At 52.4% G+C, this 26,478-nt stretch carries 17 protein-coding genes; 5 read left to right on the forward strand and 12 right to left on the reverse strand.

Features of this window, described 5'->3' with window-relative positions:
• Nucleotides 1-3: 3 nt before the first annotated feature.
• The 3 genes from ACLH0J_RS05900 to ACLH0J_RS05910 form a co-directional block, all read right to left on the reverse strand.
• Nucleotides 4-759 (reverse strand): alpha/beta hydrolase family protein, encoded by a 756-nt coding sequence (locus ACLH0J_RS05900; protein WP_411391240.1) that lies wholly within the window; start codon nucleotides 757-759, stop codon nucleotides 4-6.
• Nucleotides 749-1,858 carry a DUF3182 family protein gene (locus ACLH0J_RS05905; RefSeq protein WP_411391241.1) on the reverse strand — a complete coding sequence of 370 codons (1,110 nt, stop codon included), beginning with the start codon at nucleotides 1,856-1,858 and terminating at the stop codon, nucleotides 749-751. Before ACLH0J_RS05905 ends, ACLH0J_RS05900 begins: the two co-directional genes overlap by 11 nt.
• Nucleotides 1,859-2,031: 173 nt before the next feature.
• Nucleotides 2,032-3,003 (reverse strand): GlxA family transcriptional regulator, encoded by a 972-nt coding sequence (locus ACLH0J_RS05910; RefSeq protein WP_411391242.1) that lies wholly within the window; start codon nucleotides 3,001-3,003, stop codon nucleotides 2,032-2,034.
• A gap of 96 nt (nucleotides 3,004-3,099) precedes the next feature.
• On the opposite strand from ACLH0J_RS05910, the gene ACLH0J_RS05915 reads away from it, so the two are divergent.
• The gene (locus ACLH0J_RS05915) at nucleotides 3,100-3,663 is read left to right on the forward strand and encodes a cysteine hydrolase family protein (protein ID WP_411391243.1); all 564 of its coding nucleotides are present in this window, start codon (nucleotides 3,100-3,102) and stop codon (nucleotides 3,661-3,663) included.
• A gap of 21 nt (nucleotides 3,664-3,684) precedes the next feature.
• On the opposite strand, the gene tam is transcribed toward ACLH0J_RS05915, so the two are convergent.
• From tam to ACLH0J_RS05930, 3 genes are all read right to left on the reverse strand, one after another.
• Nucleotides 3,685-4,446, reverse strand: coding sequence for a trans-aconitate 2-methyltransferase (tam, locus tag ACLH0J_RS05920; RefSeq protein WP_411391244.1), 762 nt, complete (start codon nucleotides 4,444-4,446; stop codon nucleotides 3,685-3,687).
• Between the two features lie 597 nt (nucleotides 4,447-5,043).
• Nucleotides 5,044-6,600: a hypothetical protein gene (locus ACLH0J_RS05925; protein WP_411391245.1), complete on the reverse strand. Its 1,557-nt coding sequence runs from the start codon at nucleotides 6,598-6,600 to the stop codon at nucleotides 5,044-5,046.
• Nucleotides 6,593-11,551: an AAA domain-containing protein gene (locus ACLH0J_RS05930; protein ID WP_411391246.1), complete on the reverse strand. Its 4,959-nt coding sequence runs from the start codon at nucleotides 11,549-11,551 to the stop codon at nucleotides 6,593-6,595. Before ACLH0J_RS05930 ends, ACLH0J_RS05925 begins: the two co-directional genes overlap by 8 nt.
• 494 nt (nucleotides 11,552-12,045) lie before the next feature.
• Here ACLH0J_RS05930 and ACLH0J_RS05935 point away from each other — a divergent pair.
• From ACLH0J_RS05935 to ACLH0J_RS05950, 4 genes are all read left to right on the forward strand, one after another.
• Nucleotides 12,046-13,208 (forward strand): IS3 family transposase gene (locus ACLH0J_RS05935; protein ID WP_340135116.1). Its coding sequence is split into 2 segments (ribosomal slippage): nucleotides 12,046-12,298 and nucleotides 12,298-13,208, totalling 1,164 coding nucleotides; the frame shifts between segments, so codons are not numbered across the junction.
• A gap of 678 nt (nucleotides 13,209-13,886) precedes the next feature.
• Nucleotides 13,887-15,233 carry a CHAT domain-containing protein gene (locus ACLH0J_RS05940; protein ID WP_411391247.1) on the forward strand — a complete coding sequence of 449 codons (1,347 nt, stop codon included), beginning with the start codon at nucleotides 13,887-13,889 and terminating at the stop codon, nucleotides 15,231-15,233.
• Nucleotides 15,234-15,249: 16 nt separating this feature from the next.
• On the forward strand, nucleotides 15,250-18,087 hold the full coding sequence (locus ACLH0J_RS05945; RefSeq protein WP_411391248.1) for an AAA family ATPase: 2,838 nt from the start codon (nucleotides 15,250-15,252) through the stop codon (nucleotides 18,085-18,087).
• 637 nt (nucleotides 18,088-18,724) lie between these two features.
• Nucleotides 18,725-19,018: a hypothetical protein gene (locus tag ACLH0J_RS05950; RefSeq protein ID WP_254989504.1), complete on the forward strand. Its 294-nt coding sequence runs from the start codon at nucleotides 18,725-18,727 to the stop codon at nucleotides 19,016-19,018.
• 180 nt (nucleotides 19,019-19,198) lie between these two features.
• On the opposite strand, the gene ACLH0J_RS05955 is transcribed toward ACLH0J_RS05950, so the two are convergent.
• From ACLH0J_RS05955 to ACLH0J_RS05980, 6 genes are all read right to left on the reverse strand, one after another.
• Nucleotides 19,199-19,615, reverse strand: coding sequence for a hypothetical protein (locus tag ACLH0J_RS05955; RefSeq protein ID WP_254989505.1), 417 nt, complete (start codon nucleotides 19,613-19,615; stop codon nucleotides 19,199-19,201).
• 2 nt (nucleotides 19,616-19,617) lie between these two features.
• On the reverse strand, nucleotides 19,618-21,621 hold the full coding sequence (locus ACLH0J_RS05960; RefSeq protein ID WP_254989506.1) for an integrase: 2,004 nt from the start codon (nucleotides 21,619-21,621) through the stop codon (nucleotides 19,618-19,620).
• Complete coding sequence (locus tag ACLH0J_RS05965; RefSeq protein ID WP_254989507.1) at nucleotides 21,614-23,131, reverse strand: site-specific integrase; 1,518 nt, start codon at nucleotides 23,129-23,131, stop codon at nucleotides 21,614-21,616. Before ACLH0J_RS05965 ends, ACLH0J_RS05960 begins: the two co-directional genes overlap by 8 nt.
• Complete coding sequence (locus ACLH0J_RS05970) at nucleotides 23,121-24,335, reverse strand: site-specific integrase (protein WP_169866329.1); 1,215 nt, start codon at nucleotides 24,333-24,335, stop codon at nucleotides 23,121-23,123. The genes ACLH0J_RS05965 and ACLH0J_RS05970 overlap by 11 nt, the downstream gene beginning before the upstream one ends.
• Nucleotides 24,336-24,476: 141 nt before the next feature.
• Nucleotides 24,477-24,992 (reverse strand): single-stranded DNA-binding protein, encoded by a 516-nt coding sequence (locus ACLH0J_RS05975; protein ID WP_078835309.1) that lies wholly within the window; start codon nucleotides 24,990-24,992, stop codon nucleotides 24,477-24,479.
• A gap of 9 nt (nucleotides 24,993-25,001) precedes the next feature.
• The gene (locus ACLH0J_RS05980) at nucleotides 25,002-26,396 is read right to left on the reverse strand and encodes an MFS transporter (protein ID WP_411391249.1); all 1,395 of its coding nucleotides are present in this window, start codon (nucleotides 26,394-26,396) and stop codon (nucleotides 25,002-25,004) included.
• Nucleotides 26,397-26,478: the final 82 nt, after the last annotated feature.

Genomic DNA, 26,478 nt, shown 5'->3' on the forward strand with positions numbered 1-26,478 from the left:
GCGTTACCGGGACTGGATGATGCTCAACCGTTCGCCCACCACCATCTCGGTGATCCAGTCCACCAGGATCGAGGTGTAGGCCTGCTGTGACACCGGATCGCTCAACGAATGATCGGCACCATCGATGATGCGATGGGTCAGGGAATGGGTGTGCTGGCACGCCGCGCGGTAGCTCATGATGGTGGTGTGGGGCACGTGGTCGTCGGTTTCCGATTCGACGATCAACACATCCCCGGTGAACCGCGCGCAGGCGTGCAGCGCGCGGTTGGTTTCGGCCTGTACCAGGGTGTTGCGGTAATCCATCAAGTCGGTTTTATCCAGGTCACGCTTGGGCTTGAGCCATTCCTGGTCGCGGTACAACGCCGGCACGCGCAGCGCCAGCCAGCGTACCGGGCGCAAGGACGTGAGAATCGCCGTCAGGTAACCGCCATAGCTGGTGCCCACCACCGCCACCGCCGAGGTGTCGATGGCCGGGTGCGCCAACAGGCGGTCGTAGGCCGCCAGCAGGTCGCGCAGGTTGTCTTCGCGGGTGACGCGGGACAGCGGAATACCGGTGCCGGCATGCCCGCGCAGGTCGAAGGTCAGGCACACGCAACCAAGGCCGGCGATGCCTTTGGCGCGTTCAAGGTCACGCTCCTGACTGCCGCCCCAGCCGTGCACAAACAACACGCCCGGCACTTTGGATTTGGGGCTCAGGAAGGTGCCGCTCATCTGCTCGTCGTCGATGTCGATCGCAATGCTTTCGCTTCTAGCCGTCATAAGGGTTAACCGTCACGTATTTGAGAAGAAAGTCGCTGTTTTCTGCCGGTCCACGGTAGACCTCGACCGCATCTGCCGGCAGCCCCTGGTCCACGTAGGTTTCCAGCGAGGCCACTTGAATGGCCTTGAGGCCGGGGTTGTCGATGAAGCGTTGCAGCGCCGCGACTTCCGCGCTGCTGGCCCCGCCCATGCGCCAGGATTGCTCCAGAACACCGCTGCGACGCCGACCGTCACTGCCCACGCCCTGGGCGATGTCGTAATTGCGCCGCGAGGCGTAGAAACCGGGGTAGGCCTCGTCGGCGGCGGCGTCGAACACCTGGGCCTGTTCGATGGCCAGGCGCACGTCGTCGGGCAGGTCGAGCGCGAGCAAGTCTTGGTAGTCGCCGGGTACCACCAGCAGGTTGGAACCGCCATAGACCGCTTCGCCCTGCCCGTCCGAGGTCAGGTACTGCTCGCCGCAATAGCTGAACACGTGGTCGCCGATAAAGCTTTGGCCCACGCTATGGGTGACCACATCGTGCAGGTCTTGTTCCAGCACCACGCCGTCGTTGAACAACTGCGCAGCCTCGGGTCGCGCCAGCACGTCGTCGAAAGCGTCGAGGCTCGCGATCACTTCCTGGCCGCGTCCCGCGCAGGCGTGCACGGGCTTGAGGCGGATCGGCCCATCGCAGAGCAAGCGTGCTGCGGCGTCCCGTGCATCCTTGAGGGCAAAGACACTCAGACCGTCCAGCACCACATCGCGTACCCGTTCACAAAACAGCGGCGACCAGCCCCGCGGCGTCAGCGCATCCGGCCCGGATACGCCATGACTGATGGCTTTGGTGCAGATGAAACCGTGATCGACATAACCACCCCACAAATCCTCGGGGCCTTTGACGTTCAGCGCACGCGCCTGGGCCGGCCCGACCAGGGTTTGCGTCGGCAGCAGGTACAGGTCTTGGCCTGCGTGCTGTTGTGGGTCATAGCTGCCGCCGAACGTGAGCCCGAGTATCTGCGCCAGCCAGCGCGCAAGGGCGCGGTTGGTTTCGACTTCGTGCTGTGGCGCACCGTGGCGTGTGGAATGCGCGACCACCACCTTGTTGCGATTCGTTGGGGTCATGCGTCCCCCTTGGCTATCCCGCGATGTGTGTGTGCAAAGCAGGTTGCAGGGATCACGCCAAGACGCGTTGGCGGCGGATGCTTTTGAAATCAATCAGATAGTGAAAAGGTGATATCAGTTGGCCTGTTTGATTGTGCACGACGCCGCTTCAAGCCCACGGCGTTCTGCACGATTCACACCCCAAAACGGCTGCGGTAGTCACTGGGGGCCAGCCCGGTGATTTTTTTGAAGGTGGCGCGAAACGCGCTGGGGTCCTGATAGCCCACGGTCCAGGCGATATGGTCGATGGTGCCATTGGTGAACTCCAGCATCTGCCGCGCCTTGCCCACCCGCAGGTGCTGGCAGTATTCGGTAGGTTTCAAACCGGTGGCGCTGCGAAAACGCCGCAGGAACGTGCGCTCCTCCAGGCCCGCTTCCTGGGCCATCGCCGCCACCGACACATCCACCGCGCCACTGGCCTGCAGCCAATGCTGGACCTTGAGGATCGCCGCGTCGCCGTGACCGAGAATCGGCGCAAAGTTGCTGCCGCACTGGCTGGCGCTGTCGCTGTGCTCGATCACCAGGAAACGCGCGGTGTCGGCGGCGATGCTCGGGCCCATCAGACGACCGACCAGGCGCAGGCCCAACTCGGACCAGGCCATCAGCCCGGCGGTGGTGATCAGGTCGCCGTCATCGACGATGGGTTTATCCGCCTCCAGGCGTACGGCCGGGTAACGGATCGCGAAGGATTTGGCCGAAGACCAATGGGTGGTGGCGCTGCGCCCGTCCAGCAGGCCGCTGCGCGCCAGCATGATCGAGCCGATGCACACGCCGCCGAGCACGGTACCTGCGGCGTGTTGCTGGCGTATCCACTCAAGCAACGCGGGCGGCGCTTGTTCTTCGCCGAACTCGCCAATCGACGGCGGCACCAGCACGGCCATCATCGGCTGGTCCGCGCCCGGATGACTGTCGAATACCCGCGCGGGGATGCCGTGGGCGTCCACCTGCCAATGGCTGACCCGCAGCAGTGGTAGTTGCACAGACTGATGCTCGGCGGCGATACGGTTGGCCACACCGAACAAATCGGTCAAGCCATGCACCGCCGCCAGTTGCGCGCCCTGGTAAATCAACACACCCAGCTCAACGGTCGAGCGTTCCACGGCCATTGTCAGTTTTCCCCCTGTTATTGTCGGTGCAGCCAATCCCCAGTCGCGGCGCCCGCTAAGATACTGGGCCCCTCAACCCATCACGAGGCAACACCCATGGCCAAGCAAGCGCTCATCCTAATCGATATCCAGAACGACTACTTCCCCCAAGGCAAGTGGCCGCTCGACGGCGCGCAAGCCGCTGCGGACAAGGCCGCGCAGGTACTCAAGGCGTTTCGCCAGGCGGGCGATGCGGTGATCCACGTACGCCATGAATTCACCTCGGAAGATGCGCCGTTCTTCACCCCAGGCTCCGAAGGCGCCCACTTGCATCCCAAGGTGCTGAACGAAGGCAGTGAACCGGTGGTGCTCAAACACTTTGTGAATGCGTTTCGCGAAACCAACCTGCGCGCCCTGCTGGAGCAACGCAGCATCACCGAGCTGGTGGTGGTCGGCAGCATGAGCCATATGTGCATCGACGCCGTGGTGCGTGCGGCGGCGGACTTGGGTTACAAGGTCACGGTGATCCACGACGCCTGCGCCACGCGGGATCTGGAATTCAACGGCAAGGTCATTCCAGCGGCACACGTGCATGATGCCTATATGGCATCGCTGGCGTTTGGCTATGCGGGCGTGGTGTCGGCGCAGGAATACTTGCAGGCGCAAACGGCGGCCGCGTGACCGCCATGTCTGCGGCTGGCTTTAGCGCGTCGCGACGATGAACAGGCGCGGAAATGGCAGCAACACGGTGCCATCGGCCAGGGCGGGATAACCCTGGGTAATCCGCGCCTGGTATTCGCGCAGGAAGTCGGCTTTCTCGGCGTCGGTCAACGGCGCGAGGAAAGGCCGCAATCCCGAAGCCTTGAACCACTCCACCACCGCGGTGTGATCGGCCAGCGGGTGTTGGTAGGTGGTGTGCCATATGTCCACGGTGCTGCAGTGCGGGCTCAGCAGTTCGTAGTAGTAGCGCGCGGAATGCCGCTCATTGTGTTTGACCGCGCCGATCTTGGCGGACCACGGACCATCGGCCGCGACCTCACGGGCCAGTCGGTGGGCCGGCTCGTCGAGGTTGTCCGGGGTCTGCACCGCCAGCGTGCCGCCGGGTGTCAGTTGGTTGACCAGATGCGGGTAAAGCGTGGCGTGATCCGGCAGCCATTGCAGCGAGGCATTGGCCAGAATCACATCGAATTTTTGCGTGGGGTTCCAGGCGCCGATATCCGCAAGCTCAAAGCTCAATGCCGGCAGGCGTTTACGCGCGTCGGCCAGCATGTCCTCGGAACTGTCCAGGCCAGCGACTTGCGCCAGGGGGAAACGCTCGGCCAACACTTGCGTGGAATTACCGGGGCCGCAGCCCAGGTCGACCGCCGTGCGTACATCGGTATTGGGAATGGCCGCCACCAGGGCGCGGACGGGACGGGTACGCTGCTGTTCGAACATCGTGTACTGCTTGGCCGACCAAGTCATCGCGGCTTTCCTCGTTCGTCGAAGGGACGAGTAGCCTAAATGTTGTGCCCAGCCAGGACAAATGCCTGTTCATACAGCCGAGGCCGGCTTGCAGATTCACGTTGCCCGAAACAAATAAAAAGCCCCGGGAGCAATGCTTCAGGGGCTTTTGGGTAATGCCGGTTCGAGCTATATCCTAAAACGGTTATGAGTACCAGACAGTCAGCAAGACGAACGACTGAGTGGGCTTAAGCTCATATCTTATTGGGCATTGGACGGATCATCACTACCCCGCTCTCTTATCAGTGTAAAGTTTTTCGTAAATTTATGCCGTGCAAGGCTTAGGAAAACTTTACAAAATCGATAAGTGTATTTCTCAAGCTGCCTGTCTGAGCCTCGCTTAAATTCAGACCAACGGTACGAGCCCCCAGAACATAGAGTGCCAAACGATTTCCATTAAAGGCCTGGAGTCACGTTTGTAGCATCCGCCTCCACCAGCTTAAAATTGAATGGAGCACTTATGTATGGCGTCTCGACCGAGGCGCCGCGTGCACATAACGCCCCGTTGAGCTGAACATATAGAGCTGTAAAAATTCTAAAGCAGCCCGTTATAACCCACTAGATTTTTCTAGGCGGCTTCTTGATTGTGAGCTTCACTTGGCTAGACATCGGAAGTCCGAGACCACTGGACTGAATCAGCTCCAGGCGATCCTTTTCCATATGGTTAGTGATGTCTCGCTCAGAATCCTCACTCCACACCACATGGCCCTCACCTCTCGCGAACAGTCGGGAGTTTAGGAAGCTGTCAATGTGGGCAACACGCTGCGGGTCACAAGTGATGTAACCAATCGGGACCGTCGCCGCGCTCTCGTCACTGGGCTGAAAGTGGTACTGCACCACGGCCAACTGCCCCGGGACTAGGAATATCTCGAACCGATCCTGAAGATCCGATCCTTCGAAAGCGATTCCGTTAGGAATCCGATTGTGATACGTGCTGCGAAGCTGGCCGAACTCCTTTTTTTCATCGAATGGGAAGATAGCGGTAATTCGACCTTTGACGTGAGGCGCCTCACTGAGCTTATCGGCGGTCCTGCGGCAGAAGTCGCTGAGCAATGTCCCGTTGGCTGCCCACAGAGGCACAGAGCTCGACAGCCACAATGCCGAGTGAACCTTACCCTCTGGCCAGTCTCGAGAGAGGTCTTCGAGCATCCGCCCCAAAGTAATCCGGTTGTTGTTGTCGTAAATCGGCCCGATCATAGCTCTAGTGGCTTGGCTGCCGTAGCCCGTCCTACGTTCCTTATGATCGATCAGCCACGTGTTGATATCCAGACCTCGGTCATCTAGATAGCGGGTCAACACTTCATCCCCGAACTCCTCGCAATAGGCTTGGGGAGTCATGCCGCCCTTCGGCATCCGTAAGCTATTGAGATAGTCGGAAATCTTAGCTTCGAGCTCCATACTTAAGGGGCGCTGGCGAGTGCCGCCAACTTTCTCGGCAACGCGCTTGATGACTTCGACATTGCCCGCCGGGGTTGGCAGCAGACCGATTTCCAGATCTACCTGAATGTTTACTGGAGCCGCCTGATCGCATGCACCAACCTTATAGAGCCTGGTCTTCCGAGCATCGGAATCGGGCAGCTTGGAGTAATCCAGAAAAGCGCGATACTGGTCGCCGAATGCATCTGCCACAGCCTGAACGGACCAAGCTTTATTTTCCACCGGCACCGGAATTTGAGGCAGTCCCCAGCGAGTGCGATTGTTTTGACTGGCCGGCATTATGGTCTTGGTCAGCAACTCAAAAATCGGGCGCTCGATCCGCTCTTCATACTTGGTGAGACTCGGACTGGCCGATGTGCTTCCCTTGGTGCGATCTGTGAGCATCGCTGAAGGCGTCAAATGTCCGTCATTCGTGTAGACGGCCAGCTTGTTTCGGATGAGCGTTTCGATCAATACCTCGCATTCGCGCTTGGACAAGCCGAAATACTCACGAATCTCTCCAGGCAGCACTTCGTGCAAGGCCAACAGCAGACGACACGTGAACTCCTCCACCGCAGGCAAGGAGACTTCCTTCGTCCATGAGCAGCTTATTTGATACTGGTATGCAGGCAAAAGCAGGGAGATTGTGTTGCAAATGCGAAAGCCTGAGGCATCAACAGCTTGGTATTCTTCACTCATGGCGCTGACCCTCGATCACAGTGGTGCCATCTACGATTTCGTAATCATCAGGTGACTTGGCATGTTGCTCGGTCACATAACTGACCACACTCCCTAGTGCAGTTGGCGTATTCACTCCGCTCCACATTTTCTTGGAACCGATGATGACTAAGCGATCTTTGGCCCGCGACAAGGCAACATTGATTCGCGATTGATCGACAAGAAAGCCTTGTAGTCCTTTGTCATTGTTCCTCACCAAACTAAGAATTAATAACGTGTTTTCGCTGCCTTGGTACGAGTCAACCGTATCGATTCTGACTGCATCTCGAAGCGGTGCCGCCCACTCAGCACGACTCAATTCTTCCTCGATCAAGCGCTTTTGACCTCGGTACATGGTGATGAGCCCTATGGGTTGAGGGTTCATCGGCGTACGTTTGGCATTCAGCTTTTCCATGTGTTCGGGTCTTGCGAGCTGACGCAGCAAGTGCAAGCAAATCGCAACCTCATGCTTGTTGACGAATTTACCCTTCTGGGGCTCATCCTCATTGACCGCGCGTTCTCCCGAACCACTATCGATCCAGCTGACAGGTTTGTTGAACGGATACGGAAGTTCATCGCACCACGAATCCGCTTTCTTGCGGTAGCTGTGCAGCTCGTCGTTATAGAAACAGTGGCTGACAATGTTTCCAATCGGCTCAATCATTCGGTACTGAGTATCAAGGGTAATGCCGTTGTTCACCGTAAAGGCACGCTCGAAGTCGGTCTTGACCACTTCACGCTCATCAATCTGCAGGCTCCTGGCCACTGCGCGCACGTGTTTTTTCTCGTACATGGGGGCCAACTGCTTGTGGTCGCCCACCAGCAAAACGCGGCGCCCGCACTGCATGGCAATCATGAGCTCCGAAGCTTGCGCACGGCCTGCCTCGTCGACGATGACCCAGTCGAACTCCATCTCTTCGATGTGCAAGGCACCCGCTCCAATGCCTACCAGGGTGCCGCACACCAATTGGGAGGTCTTGACCAGAAACTTGTCATAGTTGGCCGCTCCCGAGCCCAAAACATCGATCCAGTCCTGGCTGATGCTGATCAGATTGTTCAGGCGCTGCAGGGCCAGCTGATTAGTCACACCGTGCTGACGCGCCACTTGGTTGGACAGCTCGCGCCAGAACTCCGGCGCGTTGGGCGATGGCAGGGTGAACTCATAACCCCGGCTGTCCATGTGATGCTGCAGTGACTCGACACAGCTTTTGATCTTACTGTCATAGTCCATCACCCTTTCGATGCGGATTTCTTCGCTGATTTGGCGCTTGGAAGCGATATCGTCCCTCTGCTTGGTGTAGGTGCGCATACGATCGAGAAGCGGACTGATGCTGCGGTGCAGTTTGGCCAGTTCCTCGACCAGATCTTGGCTGAGCATAAGCCGGGATGCCAAGGCATTGATCCGCTTTTCGTACTCACGTTGAAACTTGAAGCGGATCTGACGCTGAATTGAGCTGGAATGGCACTGGAGCATCTGATCGTCGATGGCCGATTCGTGGCCCAGGCGAACGACGCTGACGTCAGTGCCGAGCTCTGAGCAGAGTTCGCGGGCCTTGAGCGCGACCGTGTCCACCGAGGCATGTGATTGCCCCACCAGCAGGATGTTACCCGCCAACTCATTTTCAAACAGGTAGTGGATAAGCTTGGTGACGAAGGCGGTTTTTCCCGTTCCAGGCGGCCCCTGCAATACACCGATCGGCCCTTCGGAGATGACCCGCTGGAAAGCGATGACTTGGCGTGGATTGAGTTGCCCCTTATCCGAGTCATAGCGCTCTCTAATTGCAACTTCATCAGGGATCTTGCCAGTCACCTTGGACTGCAGGGTCCCGGCTTGATCGAAGTAGACAGGGAGGTGAGCAATTCGGGACACTCCGTTGAGCACGCGCTCCATGGCCTTCTTGCGGCGCTCGCGAGAGGCGTTATTGAGTTTGGACTCAAAAATAAGCTCCGTGCCTGGCGTCAGCTTCTGTTTAACGCTGCGAATGCCGGCAGAAAAAATGCGCACAGCCATGCGTGTTGAACTGCACTCTTCGGCCACCACCTCACCAAACGGGCGGTTCTCGCCCTCCAGGAAGATGCCGATGTCACCGGCATCTTCGTTGAAGTCTAGATCCTGGCCATTTTGCGGCACATAGGGAATGAGTAGTGCGCCACTAGCGCTCTCTTCAAAGGCGGCATTCTCGATTTCGACGCGCATCAGCTGGTCACCTTCGGTTTCGAGCATTGCCTTCCAGATAGCCGATGGCCTGATGCTCTGATCGGCGAACTCGTCGCTTTCTTCACCTCCGTCCTCTTCACCTGACACCGACTCGGGTTTCTTCAGGAAGCTCTGCACGGGCTCTTGGCTCAGCAGAAAGCGTACGAACGCCTCATCGGTAGCCTTGGTTGAAATACCTTTTTGAACGGTGATGGGTTGGATGAAGGTAGCCTGAGCTTTGTGCCCAGCCGAAATGTAATCGCTGAACGACACATCGGAGAGCCAAGGCGAAGACAGCGTCTGCTGCACGGGATCAAAATTGAATGCCAGACGCCTGTCCAGCGCGGTCAGCCTGATGTATAGCTGCTCTGGATTGCGGTCAGCGCGCTCGACGTGCAGGTAATACGCAGACTCTCTGCCCTGAAGTAGTGTCTCTTCTGTGGGCCACCGGAAGACGTCAGCGACAAATTTCAGTACAGGTAATTCTGCTGCCTTAGGCTTACGAAGAGCTTCGAGCTCTGCCTTGAGGCTTTCGTTCAGCGGATCAATGGCAACGGGAATTCCGTTCGGCTGCTCTCTAGCCAAAGCTAACTCGGCGACCAGAGATGTGGGGGCTTCAGCTCCTAGGAGCTCGCCTACGATCTTGTAGAGCGCATAGCAGTCGCGACCAAAGCTGTCGGTGCTGGCCGGGTTGGCCGGGCCGTATTCGACATTGTAGGGGTCAGAGGTGTCGCCAAAATCGAGTGCGTCAATGAACATCAGCGAAAGAGGCTCACACTCAACGCTTGAGCGAACCAGAATGTTGTCTGGATGCAGATCCCCGTGAGCAAAATCTCGGCCATGCACATTGATCAGCAGATTGCAGAGTGCCGAAGCGGCCTCCAGCTTTTTCTCAAGGTTGTCCAAGGTCGTAACAAATTCAGGCCAGCCGGTGCCCTGCTCGAAGCGCGTGACGACAAACAGTCCATTGCCGCCCGCAAACATGCCATGGGTCAGCAGCGCCGGCAGTGGCAATTCGTCCTCAAGAGACTGCTCGATGCGCTTTCTCATGCGCAGGATACGGCGGTTGGTGCCAGGATTCTTCAGGTCGACCACGGCCTTCGGCCAGAACTTGAATAGTGCCTCTTCAGATTCGAACACACACCGATAAACCATTTTCTCTGCAGTGCCGATAGGAACGACCCCTGGCGCTGGCGGGAAGTAGCTCATCAGCATGTAGGGGTTCCAATCAGCCTTGACGAAATCGCCCTTGGCAATTTCCTGCATGACCTCCTGAGTATCGTCATATTGCAGCGGTTTGCCGATCGCCAGCGTGTTAAATTCAGCAAGCATTTCAGAAGCATTAGCAAAGCGGTTCTTCTGCTCTAGATCCATTGCCTTGGCGAAGAATTCGTCCAGCTTGCCATCGAAGGGATCACTGGCCACTGAGCGCCATACGCAAATGCCTTCTTCCAAGACAAACTTGGCGCAGTGAAAACAAATCTTGTGGGCGACCAGGGCCAGCAGGTAGACGTCTTTGGCAAACGGGCTGAGTACATCACCCTGTGAGGCATATACATCTTCGGGAAGGAGAGTCGTGTTGCTTTTTAGGCGTTCGGCCAGATCCTTGACCGTGCCTTTGTCAGGCACGAAGGCGGCGTGGAAACTGGAGGCCAAGACGATGCGCGAATCCTGGGAGTACCAAAGGTTCTGCGTGTCGATGTCCCGATGCGCAAAACCCATACTGTGCATTTCGGCAAAGGGCGCCAATAAAGCCTTGGTAAGGTCAAGACGTTCGTCAACCGACCATTTGTGGCCATGCAGATTCAGATGCTGCTCAAGACGCAGGGTGTTCTTGCGAATCTCGAACAGCTCGACGCAGTCACTGGTGATATTGTCCTCAACCATCGGGGACAAAGGCCTGAGAAGAAAATCTTCTAACGGGCTGTTCGCAGCGCTGGCGGTGCGAAAGACAAAGTCTTCTCGCGTCACCACACGGCGCCAAGTCTCATCGTCGTGAAATGCCAACCCTAAAGCTGCCAAGTCCCAGCGACGCATCATGGCCTTACTAACAGGAGGGCCGTCTTTGATGGCGGGGTACTCACTGAACAGATGCTGATCATGCATGCGGTCTGGGGCATGAGCAGCGGTGTATTCCAGGTATTGGAATTCAGCAAGCTCTACACGATTACCACGAAAGAAGCTGTCGAAAATGGGCTGGGCTTTGTTGGGTCTTAGCCTGCCCACTTCGTCGAACTTGATCATTCGCACTTGCTGAACCAAGGTCTCGTAGCCTTTGCCCGCGATCTTCAGAAAGTCTTCAAGGGTGTGAACGTACTTGCGCTCCCCTTCAGGCAGATGCTCAGGCGTCGCGCTACCACAGAGCACTACGTGCGCTTCGACGAAGGGGTCGTAGGACAGCTTATGTCCTATTTCTTTTTTGAGAATGGCCGCCAGACGATACCCCTGGTCTCGCTTGCGGTGATAGGCGCTTTTGCCCCTGTTCTGCTCGCCACGCGGGGTGGTAATGATCCAGTTGCCATCATAGTTGGTCAGCTTACCGTGCCATTCTTTGAGTTCGACCACGAGCACGCGGTCATGCGTCACGACAATGAGGTCGAACTCCATCGAACCCTGCTTATCCGCAACCAATACCGATGCGTAACCGAACCAGCTCTCACGCAGCTGCCTTTGCATCTGATCCAGAGCGTTTGTCTCGCTCTTGTGCAACCCATTGCCCCGAACGACGATTTGCATAATGGCTTCCCTGTTGCCGACCTGCAGCCCATGAAGCGGCGCCTAGGGAATAGTGCCTCCTTGGCAACCAGCTCGTCTCAGCCACAGCTCCTGCTGGCTTTTAATAAACGCTGTCAGTGCTAGCTTCAGACACAGATAAGTCCCGTAGGCTTGTCCCTGTATCCCGATTGATGCAAATGGTATCTGAATGATGGCATTGTGCCCATAGAGATCAGCCACATCGGACTGGCTGTTTGGTTCTCCCTATGAGCGTGTAATAGCATATAGACATTGCCCGAGCTAAGCTTCGATAGCTGGATCAACACGCTTAGCGGAGTCATCATGGAAGAAATTCACTATTTTTTTGTAATCCCTGCCCTCACGGAAGAAAAATTCACTACCTTTCAGGGGTTCCATCCTGGGTTAGCAGAAGCAGAATCAATACTGTTATTGTAGTGGTCTAATGATTCCGGACATCCATTTAGGCGAGAATGCTCGCCAGAACGAGGTGTCAGATGACCAAACAACGCCGTACCTTTTCCCCTGAATTCAAACGCGAGGCTGCCGACCTCGTTCTCAAGCAGGATTACAGCTTCATTGAGGCCAGCCGCTCGCTTGGTATTGGGGAGTCGGCTTTGCGCCGATGGGTCGACCAGGTGCAACAAGAACGCACGGGCGTCACCCCGCAGAGCAAAGCGCTGACCCCGGAGCAGCAGAAAATCCAAGAGCTGGAAGCCCGAATTGCTCGCCTTGAGCGGGAAAAATCGATCTTAAAAAAGGCTACCGCGCTCTTGATGTCGGAAGATCTCGAGCGTTCGCGCTGATTGACCAGTTGAGCATCCACGAGCCGGTTGATTGGCTGTGCATGGTGTTTGAAGTGACCCGCTCGTGCTACTACGCTCGGCGTCTCAGGCGCCGCACACCGGATGTAGAACGCCTTCGATTGCGCAGTCGGGTGAACGAGTTGTTCACCCAAGGCCGCAGTGCTCCCGGTAGCCGTAGCATCATGGCCATGATGCAGGACGACGGCGAGCAGATCGGGCGATTCAAAGTGCGCAGCCTGATGCGCGAGCTGGAGTTGGTCAGCAAACAGCCGGGATCGCATGCTTACAAAAAGGCGACGGTCGAGCGGCCCGACATTCCTAATATTTTGAACCGGGAGTTTGATGTGCCCGCTCCTGACCACGTCTGGTGTGGCGATATCACTTACATCTGGGCTCAAGGGAAATGGCAGTATCTGGCGGTTGTGCTGGACCTTTTTGCCCGCCGTGTTGTGGGCTGGGCATTGTCGGGAAAGCCGGATGCCGACTTGGTCATCAAGGCCTTGGACATGGCTTACGAGCAGCGAGGGAAGCCTCAGGGTTTGCTGTTCCACTCCGACCAAGGCTCGCAATATGGAAGCCGGAGTTTTCGTCAGCGCCTTTGGCGATATCGCATGCGTCAGAGCATGAGCCGGCGAGGAAATTGTTGGGATAACGCGCCGATGGAGCGGGTGTTCAGGAGCCTGAAAACCGAGTGGATACCGACCATGGGCTACACGACCGTCCAACAAGCTCAGCGGGATATCAGCCATTTTTTGATGCACCGGTACAACTGGATTCGACCGCACCAATTTAATGGTGGGCTGCCACCGGCTCAGGCCGAGAAAAAACTTAACGTCGTGTCCGGGATTAGTTGACCACTACATATTTCACGCCCTGTGCTGCGCACCAAATACTCCATTTGAAATTTTTTATACATATGAACAACTACTTGAATCAAGGCGCGAATCTTCTTTCAAGAATGCAACTCCTATAAGCGCCTCGTATATAGATTCCGTTCCTGACACACATAGCGAGCGCTTTTGCATTTTCTTTTGTCGCCCGGTAGATTTAGAAACCGTCATACGAGCCTGTAAAAAGTTTAAATATCCTCCACTCATTGTAAGCCTCATCGATCATGACACCTATGACGTAATAAACCTTCAAAACCAAACCACACCCTTATCCCAATTACTCGATCAATACATATCAGTTCACTTACACAGAACAGGCCAACACCCGTCGAAAAAAACCAGGAACACTTACAACCTCAAGGTTCCTTTCCCTAATCGCTCTTCCGGCGTCACACTAGCTGGAGAACTAACACACCACGCCCTGGGCTTTGAATTTACAGATTCAGAAACCTTAATCGCATCCAACCCTGACTCTTATGTAGACGCAATGCTGGAAAACGCGGACTCAATATTCAACATAATAAACACCAAAATATATGACGGCCGCCAAGAAGTCGTGTTATATGCACCATCCATATTTACAAAATACCAAGACATGAATGGCATTTACTGGAATCAAATCTTACGAAAAGTAAAATTAAAATGGCACCGCAAATTAATAAAAATGGAATATTCAAAAACCGTCAATACTCTGGAATATCCGTTGAAGGAGCTGACGAAAACAATCCATATCATGACCCGATGGCTCATTTAATAATAGCTACACGACAAAAAGAGCTTTTTATAACGAACCTTTGTGCGGCCTTCATAGCCACCAGTGAGTTTTTACCCGCAATTCGGCTACCTAATAGTGTAAATCTCAGATCGAAACAGCTTAAGGAAATTGAACAGCTTTCGCAAAAAGAGAACCCTAATTCAAGCCAAAAATTCCAGCAAGCCTTTAGAAAAATATCGGAAGACTTCGTCGGCGACATAGACAAAAAACTGATCAATTACATAAATACGAAAAGCGGCGCTTGCAAGATAATAAGCGACGCCCCAATAGAGTGGCTATACTTCGACAAGCTACCGCTAATGATTAGTCACGAAGTATCGAAGATACCAGCAACACCGGGAAACATGCTGATGCAACTCAGCTTCGCAGGGCAGAAAAAATACATACACAAAAACTCACTGCTGAATATATTAGTAATACGCTCATTCCGACCATGCGACCCAATTAAAAACTATCTTCAAGTAGCAACTGAAACCTTCCCGTTCAAGCATGGCCTCACCGTAGAATTCATTGACGTCGAAACAATCGAAGAAACAATATCTGCATTGAATAGCTACAGCGGTGCGATTGTGATTTTTGACTGTCATGGCGACCATGACGGTCCTGAGGGAATTAGTTGGCTTGCAATCGGGGAGGAGAAGTTAAATACATGGGACTTATACGAAAAAGCAAGAATCCCACCTATAGTTATGCTCAGTGCATGCCTGACTAGCCCAATAAACGGCTCCCATGCATCTGTAGCTAATGGACTACTTCGATCAGGTGCACTTAGTGTTATTGGAACATTTTTACCCGTAGAAGCGACGCGGTCTGCAATCTTCATGGCTAGGATTTTGTTTAGGATAGACAGCTTCCTGCCAGTCTTAAAGGCACTAGACTTTAATGCAATTTCCTGGCGAAGCATGATCAGTACCTTTTTTAAAATGTCCTACACAACAGACATGCTCCATTATTTCAGAGACGACTTAGCACTGATTAGTGACATCCAATATAACGAAATTCACCTTCAGGCAAGTAAGAATATAAACTCACTAAACCCGAATTGGCACGAAGATATTCTTGAAAAGCTAGCCAAACTGACATCACTACCCCCTAGCCACTTTATCGACCAGATAAAAAATCACCATCCAATGATGGAGACGATGAATTACTGCCAGCTTGGCCGGCCAGAAACCTTAATAATATTGACTGATAAAAAACACACCACTCAATAACCAAAGCGAGAAAAGCATGGCGCTTCATATTGAACAGTTTGCCCAAGCAAATCTCGATGACAAATCACAAGGCTATCTAATTTCTTTATGGATTGTATTTTCGAGAAAACTAGAGAAAGGCAAGTTAAGTGACAAAATAAAGGACGAACTAAGTAAACGGGGAAGAGACATATTAAAAATCAACATTACTCGCCGCAAGGAAAAATACGCCAAACTTTTAAATAGCCGTCAAGCGCTTACATTAGCTAGCCCAATAGAGTTAAAATCTCTCGGTGCGATGAGGGTAAAGAACTTCCGCGGGTTTGGATCTCTGCCTAGCGACGACAAAGGCACCTACATTAAGTTTTCATCGGGGAAGAATATATTTTATGCGCCAAATGGTGGCGGAAAGACTTCCCTATGTGAGGCCATTGAGTACATCGTTACAGGTTCGTTAAAGGAAGCTGATCGCCGCCATACAAAGCTTAATGAATATATTCGTCGCGGCCAAGAAAAGGTAAATCTGGTTCTTAAGGCATCGGATGGTTCTAACTTTGTAAGCAGCCCCCAATGGTCTACTTGTTTTATAGATCGGAATCGACTTCAAGAATTTTCACTTCTAGGTTCAAAAGATACTAGCTTTGTCGAACGCGATGTATTAGCAGCCCTATTTGGGCTTGAGGAAATTGAGGAGCTAATACAGCGCTTTGTGCTTCCAAAAAGCTTTAATTTGGATCACCTAAAATCATATTCAACTAAAGAAAAAATTGAAATCTTAAAAAACCGTCATAGAGAACAACTAGACACAAAAAAACAACACCTCCAAGAAATATGCAACAACAGAAAGGAAATATGTTTAGAGCTTGGAATAGATCGCTACGACCGATTCGAAATGGGAAAACGGTTTGAATATAAAAAACGTCTTCTCGCATATAAGGAAGATAAACTTAGAAACCTTAAAAAACTTTCTCTCCCACAATACATCACTAAGCACAGATATGAAGCAGTGTTGCGAACACTGCGTAAAGCCGTATTCTCTTATGACACGTCTATAGCAGATCTAGCGGATAATCTATCAGAGATTGACTTCCAAAAATTGTTCGAGGCGGTTGATAAAATAGGGGAATCACAAGATGAAAATCTAAGATGCCCCGCTTGCTTAACGCCGGTTGATGACACAGTAGAGAATCCTTTCATTCGAGCCAAAAAAGAACTAAATCGCTTTGAGGCTTTGAAAGCATTGCAAGAGGGCCTTAAAGTAAACGAAGGGAAATTAATAACGTGCACCAAAATCATAAAAAGCCTAATCAACGCAACACAAGAGAACAATACAAAAGGGATAGCTCTAAGTGATTTTGCCACGAATATAGAAAACTTAGCAGCTCTCAACATGCATACGCTCTTACCTTCAGAGCATAGATCACTTGTAGCTCTCGGAATTGAATGGCTTACGTCGAACAAAAATGAAATATTAGCTTACCTAGAAAAATGCCACGAAATGGTACTACAAGGAAAAGACAACAACACGCTACATCTAGAAAAACAATCACAGATAGATGCACTGCAAGCATCAATACTAAACATACAAATTAAAAAAAGCGCTGTTCAAGACTCATTGAAACGAATTCGAGGTCTTGCAGGCACACTGAGGGAGTTCTACGGCACACTAAAACTATATAACCATGACCTAAACACTGAAAATGAATACAACAACCTACTCACTGACATTCAATCCCAATATCAGACATTGTATAGTGACCTTTTAAAGTACAAGCTAGAGGTTGAAGAAAGTCAAATAACCGGCATTGAAAATAAAGCCACGTACTATTATCAGAAGATCAACGAACACGATGATGATTGCGAAAAAATCTATGCTATAAAATTTGACAGGCAGACAACAGGATACAGAATCAAAATTCGCTTAGCGGATAATTTAGTACACGATGCATTTTCCTCTCTTAGCGAGGGCCACCTTAGGTCACTGGGGTTAGCACTTTTACTCGCAGTTGCAGAAAAGTACAAATATCCCTTTATCGTATTTGATGACGTTGTAAATGCTATAGATTCCGACCATCGAGCTAACATAATCAAACTAATGTTTAACGATCCGTACTTAAAATCCACTCAACAAATCATCACAACCCATGATCGTTTATTCTGGGAAAGGTACTGCAACACGGGAGCACCAGAGAAGAGCAACGAAACTTTTAATAGCAGGACCTTAAAGTACACCAACAAAGGGCTGACAATAATTGAATACAGTTCTGGGTTTTCAAGCAAAGTGCAAGCAGCACTTACCGTATCAGATGTAAGACAAGCCCTAGTATACTGTCGCATATGGCTAGAAACCATAGTAGTAAAGTATTGCATAACTAACAAATGCTCGATAACCGGTGTATTTACAGAGCGACATCTCAAGCCTAACAACCTGTTGGAAATTAGCTTGGAGTCGATGTACGACCTGATTGAAGCAGCCGTGGCCAAGGATACCACCTACCTAAATACTATAAAGAAAGACCTCATCAACTGGAGGGGTCAAAATCAGGAGCACCATGCATTTGATGAAACCGGACTAAACTTTGTTCACTCCAAAACAAGCTCTGAAGTTAAAGATATTTTCACAGCAATCACCAAGCTAGAGTATCAGCTATTTCCTGATGATTTATGCGCAGCGCTACTTTCAGAAAAAGAGCTTCTAGAAAAAAAACTTAATATGGCCAACCGAAAATTGGATGACGTGCAATTTATGACGCACGCAAAAGCAGAAACCATAGACAACTTTGTCGAGAGCAAAAAAACTTGCGAAGCCTTGCTGTCATCAATAGATGCGGATATGACATATATTGAGCAGTGGCAACAAATTTCTGCAATTTAAAATTAATGCGTTCTGTACACCCTATTGTGACTTAATTCCTACAAGTTCATAATAACCGGTAATTCAGCCTCGGACCGATTACTCGGGGGTTCGGGAAATCCCAGAAATATTCCGCTGCGCATGTAGGAATATCCTTCAAAATGAAGCATAAACCTGCCTGCGAGGGCAGCCGGTGATTTGACACCATGAACCCTTGCAAAGAAAGAGGTGACTGGCCCTATAGCTAAAGCTATCAATCCCAGACGGGGAGAAAATTGATTGGCCCCTCGGCCCCTCTGAGTTCAAGCCTTAGTCTAGCGACACATCATCCCCATCCGGCTCAGAGCATCGCGACGTCCCCACTGTCAGAAGAAGCAAATCGCTCCGAAACATTCTGATTCACAGGCTCCAGACGATAGCGAGGACGATACGGCGTACCTGATGCTTAGGAGAGTCCTTCTTGACGACCCCACGTTTGCTGCGATGCTACCTCGGCTCTAAAACGGTTCACCATCATTCATGATGCGACCGGTGAGCTATGTTAGCTCATCCTTGCACGATATCGTTCAGGGATGAGCTACCCTCTAATGCATTTACGTCACGAGTTTTGCTGGTAGCATGCCTCAAATTACTAAGCATCTGCATGGGACCTTTACAAATGACAGAAAAACTAAACAACTACAATCTTACTGCCTACCTTAAAAATTCTGAAGACTTAAAAGTACTATTCGATGATGTACTGAAGACTGGAGATGCGAATTTTATAGTTAATTTCTTAAGAATGGCAGTTCGCGCCAGAGGAGTGGCGTTAGTTTCTAAAAAAATCAAAGAAAAACCTGACCCCATGCCAGACTTTCTTTTGGGAGAAGAAGACCCCTCGTTTAAGACCGTTCTATCTGTTATCCAAGCTCTTGAAATAGAGTTAGGCATTCGCTCGGACGTGCCTACGTAATTTATTTACAACTAAAAAAGTGCTGCAAAGGACCCGAATGCTTGTCCAACTACCAGCTAAGAAGCTGATTTTATATGTATCTTTAGACGGACGCCAAGTTGAAACTTCAGATTTTTCAGTTTGCTTAGAGCAAATCTCGCCTGAAATAAAATCCAACTCAAGGGCACGAACTTAATTAAGTCAAGTCTTCGGCCTCTCCGACGAATCGCGATCAACAGGCGGTAATGGAGCATCCAACATCTCCTTTGACATTCCGTGTTTATAAACGTTGTATTGCCATCTCGCAAACCGCTCTAGCAACCTTTCATTTTCGTCTTTTAAACGATTATTCTCGCCCTCCAACCGTCGAATTCGCTGTTCTGCAATATTTAAACTAGCCGGTCTTTTAGTAGGAACATGACCAGCTTTCATTCTAGCCTTTCGGCTTAAATAGGCTGTCTTTACCTTCTCATGAGCGTTCAACGTCTGTCGTGTAGGGCGTGAGCCAATAACTTTCGCCCCTTCATCACATACGGCCTCCCAAGTCAATTTTCCTTCCCAAGCGTCAATCAGTGCAACGAGCACATCAATGTTTCTTACAGTGAGATGTTTCGCCATATCTAAACTCCCTTCAAAAGCAAACGAACTTCATCGATATCGGGGACCGGCGACTGATTCAGCCCAAGCTCCGATGAGCGCGCAGCGATAGCCCTCTTGAGAGGACTGTGCGCCTGATTATTGCTAAGCCGAATGAGTGAGCCCATCGGCGTCTGAGGCGATACCAGCAAGTCAATAAGTGCGTCCGCTCGTTCCAACGTATTACGTTGGTGTTGCGTCCATCGATCCGAACCATATATACCTTCGGTCGAGGCGACCTTAGCTTTTTCCAACTGCAAATGAATACCGACACGCAGCAGTTTCAAGCGCTCTAGTTTTTCGGCATCGCCCTTAACGCACACTTGCTCCGTACAGTTCAAGCAATCACGATGAAGCTGGCATGGAACCATCGAATAATCGTGGACGCAGAAGCCGAACTCGGTGACATGCGCCACCCCTTCGCCGACAGCCTGCAGATCGCTGAATGTGACCGGCGCGTTAACCTTGATTTTCTCGACAAGCCCTTTGCCGATACCAGCTTCCCGTGCGACCGCCACATACTCAACATCCGCCATATGGTTGTAGACAGGGTTCTGATGAATATTTGCCCTTCCAGACCATTTTGCGATATCTAACTGACCAAGGTCTCCACGTTGGGCTGCTGTATTGAGAAAGTGTCGAATTTGGTGCGAGGTCATGTGTATTGTCGATGCATCAGGATTCCTGTAACCATGCCGCTGCCAAATACTCTTTTTCTTCCGACCAACCACCACCTTCAAATCATCTGTGAACGCATTACTATCTGGAAACCAGAGCAATACGGGGCTCGTATTTAAATCGGTACGAAGTTCATGAGCTCGAAAACAGCAGAGTGCATCCGAGTACTTAACGCCTAAGTCCTTTCTCAACCACGGCCAACCTTTTGGAAGCTGGCTAAGGCAATAGCTGTGCAGAAATGCCAGCGTTACTGGTCCTCCGGCGTTGCGAAGCGCACGGTACGGCTCATAGTTTTTGAAGAACTGCGTGATTGAATTACCTTCGTTCGGTTTCAGCCCTAGCGCCTCCTCAATCTTCCGTAGAGTAAGTGGTTCATTTTCATCAACGTCAGGGCAACATTGATGCCGGTAGAATTTGTCCGGACTCCCCTCGTAGTATCGCGCCAACTGCCGGCCTGATTCGGAGAGAACTGTCAATCGCCTGACCGCCTCTTGGGCTACATCCTTGAATATGGTAGGTATCCATTTGATGTCACATCCGAATCCTTTGCCCGCCCACCATCGAAGCCCCATTCGCTTGACGCCTTGGCTATCCTCCTCATGATGCAAGCAATTGACTGGTAAATATTGGGCTTCGGCGATCCGCGACGGCGCGCACATCAGAAGACCAAAGATTGAAGAAGTAAAACGGTCCCGAGGATCCTGCGGATCGTTCGCAAAAATCTCCGCCATGTATTCTAGGCACTGATGTGATGGAATCTTCGCAGCTCTCTTTCGCTTTCCTTCTGTGTCAGTCCTATCCAACTCCTTGGGCTTCGGAAACGGATTTCTCCATGTAACGTTCTTATGGATGATGTTCGACTCATTGAGGAACCCAACCAGCCTAACGAGCTGTATCCCAGCTTGATACGAGGTAGCCTTGTATTCCCGGGCAACACACGCCGCAACGTCCAATACGCGAGCACTAACCAATGTAATATCAGCACGGCCGCACGATTGGAGCAGAGCTTTTTCGATACAGCGAAGTGCCTTTAATTCATTTTTCAGTTTTGTCGGGTTATGCCCTTGTTGGTATCTAAGATAGGCTTTGGCAAATGGCATTATCTCGTTATCCAGAAGATGCTCGGGCTTAAAACCCCGCGAATTGGCACCAATTACGGTGAAGTTCGCTACGCCAGGCCAATTGTCCGCGTCCCAGTCCAGGTCTTCGCCGAACACCGTCAGCCGGTAGCGGCACATCTCTACGAATTCCGCGAGATTCTTACGGCAGTCGCGCTCGTGTTTCGGTGTGAAAAGCAGTAATTCAGCCACGAGCTGCCTCCTCTTTCATTTTCTTGCAGCGGACAGCAACATCGGTGACGGCAAGAATCAAGCGGTCATTGACCGAAGCAATCTTACGGTCGCTGGTTAAATCTAGGATTCTGGCGCGCTCTTGCAGCAGATGGTCGAGCACACCTTCGTGCGGACCATCGAGCCAAGGCTGGAAGTGGCTGCAGGTGTAGCAGGCGATAGGAGCCAGCGCACCACAAAACCCATAGCTTCCGCAGTTTCCCAGGTTCTCGGTGCCGTTCGAAATGCGGCTGCTAAGGTCGCCGCCACGTCGCGCCTCATCTTCGGTCTTGATTACAACCCCCTGAAATGCTTGCGCGATCGGGGCAAGCTGATATGCAACAGCTTTATCGATTCGTTCGACGATCTCTGGCAAGTTTTTGACATAGACACCTGTGTGCTGTGTGTCTGTATGATCAAGCGCCTCTGCGATAACATACTCGCCCTTACCTTCGCGCCCGAGATTAGTGCCTAGGGTGTAGCGAAAGCGGTAAGCATTAATCAGAATTGGCGCACCTGTTCGCTCACTGTTTACCGATATCTTTTCTGCAATTTTGACCATCGTTTTCTGCAGAGTTTCAACTCGCATATGCAGTCTGTCGCTGTCGAGCTGCGCGACAAACTCTTCAGATTTATTGAAGGCCGCATAATTTGGAAACAAAGGCAACTTATCTCGATGTTCGGAAGCTACCGGTTCCAGAATCTCAAACTCTCGACACACCAGGTCAGCCTGCCGCTGCAGTTGCAGCCAAAGATCCTCCACGATTGGCACTTGCTTGAACGTCTTCCGCCACCCACCATCATTACGTTGTTTCGCCCGCGGAACATTCAAGTAGTACTTTTCGTAGAGGCTGTGTAAGTCGCCAACTTTGAGCGCCGTGATTTGACTCGGTCGACGCCCCGTCATCATCACGGTCATTGCAAGCGACATATCCGAAAGCGACAGTTGGCCTGCCTCATATGATTTAATAGCGCCCGTGAGAACCGCCTCCATTTCGATATCTGTCAGAGGCCCCCGCTCAGGGCACATCGAGCGCACGGGGTTTCCCTTATCCCCACTGGAAAGCCGCCACTTGGATAGAAGACGGATGGTCTCAGGCGGGATACCTTCATACCCAAGCGAAGCCCATTTTCTGATGAATGCTCGAAGCACAGCTAAGGCAGGTTCGCCTTTCCGTCCAAGCAAGGCACGATAAGAGATGATTGACTCAACGCTGAATAGCGGCAGTGCGCTCATCGCAGAAAAATAATGCACAGCCCGATAGTGCAGAGATTCAACGTACTTCGGAGAATTTCCTTTTGCGAAGAAAGCCAACACATCTCTGTACGACTCGAATATCTGGCATGTCAGATATTGAGAAGCATTTGAGACAGGAAAGCTAACGTCTTTGCTTAGCTTCCAGCTTGACGCATTGAATTCGACTTGATAGCCATCCCGCGCAAAAAATCGCTTAGCAGCTAAGGTGTGTAGCTCCAACGGATTATTGTTCATTTGTGCTATCCAATTTCTTGGCCAGCATCTTGCGTTGAAGCGCCAGCATAGATTCGCCCGCTTCTTTCTTTATATACCTGCGGTTATATATTGCAGCTGTACCAGACGTGGGTTCCCACCCCATCAGGTACGACCTTAGTTTTTCCTCTCTTTCAACTGACAAACCTTTCTCGGTGCTCAGGCTTGAAAATGAATAGTTCCAATGATGCCGAAGTTTGTGAGCGTGAATATTCCCAACTACCGCCTTCAGGCCCTCAATAAACTTACTGAAGGCAGAGTTAGACATAGGCGCTCCCTGATAAGGGCCCTCCTTGTGAACAACAAAAAGATACCCGTGCCTCTTAGCAGCATTGAGCCGGCCGCGGTGTCGCGCGACATATTCATGGATGCGGTTCGAGAGCTCTGCATCAATAGGAAATTGGCGTTCGCGTGTCTTTGCTACCGGCTGGTAACGGCGTATATCTTGCGGTGAATCGGGTCGTCTAACGATCCTCAGGATGTTCACCGAAAAATCGATATCGTCAACCTTTAGGTTGAGCAGTTCTCCGCGTCGTATCCCGGTCGTACGAAGAATGGCGAACATGAGGGCATTTCGAAATTGGACGGAATAGTCTTTGAACGGATTATCTTCCGCACCAGGCTTCAGCTTCGCCTCTAAGTCATCCAGAACCGAATCTTCTAAATGTTTTTCGTCTCGTTCACCGCCCATCGTCTTTGTCGTTTGATTAGGACGATTGGCCTTTATCTGGGCCACCATCGCGGCGATTTGCTTCTCGGCGGCTTCTGATGATGGACTGAGTCGTCTAGCAAGAAACTCAAAATACTCTGCAGCTACCGTCATCCGGGCATACTGGCTGCTAGAACTTACTGCCTTTCGCTTATGCGAGAACGGAGCAATCTTCCCGCCTGCCTTCTGCCGCCGAGACTCTTGCAGGAAATCTCGAAGAGAATGGACCTCGTTAGCGTTCAAAAGTGCGCCTGTGAAAAATCTCTCCTCGACATCTAAAGCGTAGACATCCTGCCAGGCGTAGAGGCATTTGATCGCACTCAGTGCGTTATGGATCGTGTTGACGGCCCGTGCCCCTCCGCGGAGGATCACGGTTACCCAGAGTGCGGGATAGAAGAGAGGCATACCCGCCTCGTCCATCAACATCGCGTGGCGTTCCCCATCACTTCCTGTAAACCTTCTGACCGACAGCGTCATAAAGCCTCCATTCTTAACTTTTTTGCATGGTAGGAAACTTGTCGATGGCGAACAATCAGCTTTTACATTATACGAAAATGAAAAACCCCCGCAGGGCGGGGGTCTCAGGACAATACTTTACAGTTTGTTCTCAGGTGTAAGTCAAAACGGAATATCGTCATCAAAGCTGTCGAAATCCGGAGCCGGTTGCGGAGCGGCCTGCTGTGGCGCTGGACGCGACTCACGCTGTGGCTGCTGGGTTGGCTGTGGACGGGACTGCTGTGGACGCGGTGCCGAGTTGGACATGCCGCCCTGGCCCTGTTGGTCGCCCTGTGGACGGCCACCCAGCAGTTGCATGGTGCCTTGCATGTCGACCACGATTTCAGTGGTGTAACGCTTGATGCCGTCTTTTTCCCACTCGCGGGTCTGCAGTTTGCCTTCGATGTAGACCTGCGAACCTTTACGCAGGTATTCGCCAGCGATCTCCGCGACCTTGCCGAACATCGACACACGGTGCCATTCGGTTTTTTCGACCTTCTGGCCGGTCTGCTTGTCGGTCCACTGTTCGCTGGTCGCCAGACTCAGGTTGGTCACGGCGTTACCGTTAGGCAAGTAGCGAACTTCGGGATCCTGGCCGCATGTACCGACCAATATGACTTTGTTAACCCCACGGGCCATAACGTTCTCCTAAGCTGGGCGCGCTGTCGGCACTGGGTTGACCAGTTGCTCGAGCGTCGCGCGATCCAATAATTCGCTGTCCAATTTGATGTAAATGGCCGCCTCTTCAGCAACGACGACTGCATCTGTTACCCCTACGACGGCCTTCAGGCGCTCTGCCAGACCGCTTTCGCGGATCGCCTCAGGCGATAGCGGCAAACGCAGACTTGTGACGTAGGGAGGTTCGCGCATGGTAACAGCAAAGGCCAGCCAAAGTGCAGCCAGCCCCGCGCATCCCAGGAACACAACCGACAAACCGCCATGCTGGAACATCCAGCCACCCATGATGCCGCCCAGTGCAGAGCCCAGGAACTGGCTGGTGGAATACACCCCCATCGCCGTGCCCTTGCCGCCGGCCGGTGAAACTTTACTGATCAGCGAAGGCAGCGAAGCCTCCAGCAGGTTGAACGCGGTGAAGAACACCACCGTACCGATCACCAGAGCCCGCAGACTATCGCCGAACTGCCAGAAGAATAGTTCAGTGAGCATCAGCGTCACGACGGCGCCGAGCAAAACTCGTTTCATTTTGCGTTTCTTCTCGCCATAGATGATGAACGGGATCATGGCGAAGAATGAAATCAGCAGCGCGGTCAGGTAGACCCACCAGTGTTGTTCCTTGGGCAGCCCGGCTTTTTGCACCAGGGCCAGGGGCAAGGCCACGAAGCTGCACATCAGCATCGCGTGCAACACGAAGATACCTAAATCCAGGCGCAGCAGATCCGGGTGCTTGAGGGTCGGCAGCAACGCCTGGCGCGCGACGCCGGACTCACGGTGCTGCAAGGTGCCGGTAGAGCGCGGCACCATGAAGGCCACGATCACGATACCGAACAACGCCATGCCGCCGGTGGCCAGGAACAGTCCGTGCAAACCGAAGGCGCGGGTCAGCAACGGGCCGACCACCATCGCGACGGCGAATGACAGACCGATGGTCATGCCGATCATGGCCATGGCCTTGGTGCGGTGTTGTTCGCGGGTCAGGTCCGACAGCAAGGCCATGACCGCCGCGGAAATGGCCCCGGCACCCTGCAGGACACGTCCGGCGATCACGCCCCAGATCGAATCCGACTGAGCCGCGAGCACACTGCCGAGCGCAAATACGATCAGTCCAAGGTAGATCACCGGGCGCCGGCCAATGCGGTCGGAAATGATCCCGAACGGAATCTGAAAAATTGCCTGGGTCAGCCCATAGGCGCCAATCGCCAGGCCGATCAACGCGGGAGTCGCACCTGCGAGATCCATCCCATAGGTCGCCAGCACCGGCAACACCATGAACATGCCAAGCATACGGAAGGCGAACACCAACGCCAGACCGCTTGCCGCTCGGGTCTCGCCGCTACTCATGCGTTCGCTGTGGGGATCGTGCATGGAAAAACCTCGTGTGAACCGGCGGCGATTCTACCAGTCCCATCGTTTGAGAGGGTATATGCGGCGGTTTGCCGCGCAGCTT

Origin of the sequence: Pseudomonas sp. MPB23 (assembly GCF_046605395.1) — a bacterium.
In the GTDB taxonomy this organism is placed as follows: domain Bacteria; phylum Pseudomonadota; class Gammaproteobacteria; order Pseudomonadales; family Pseudomonadaceae; genus Aquipseudomonas.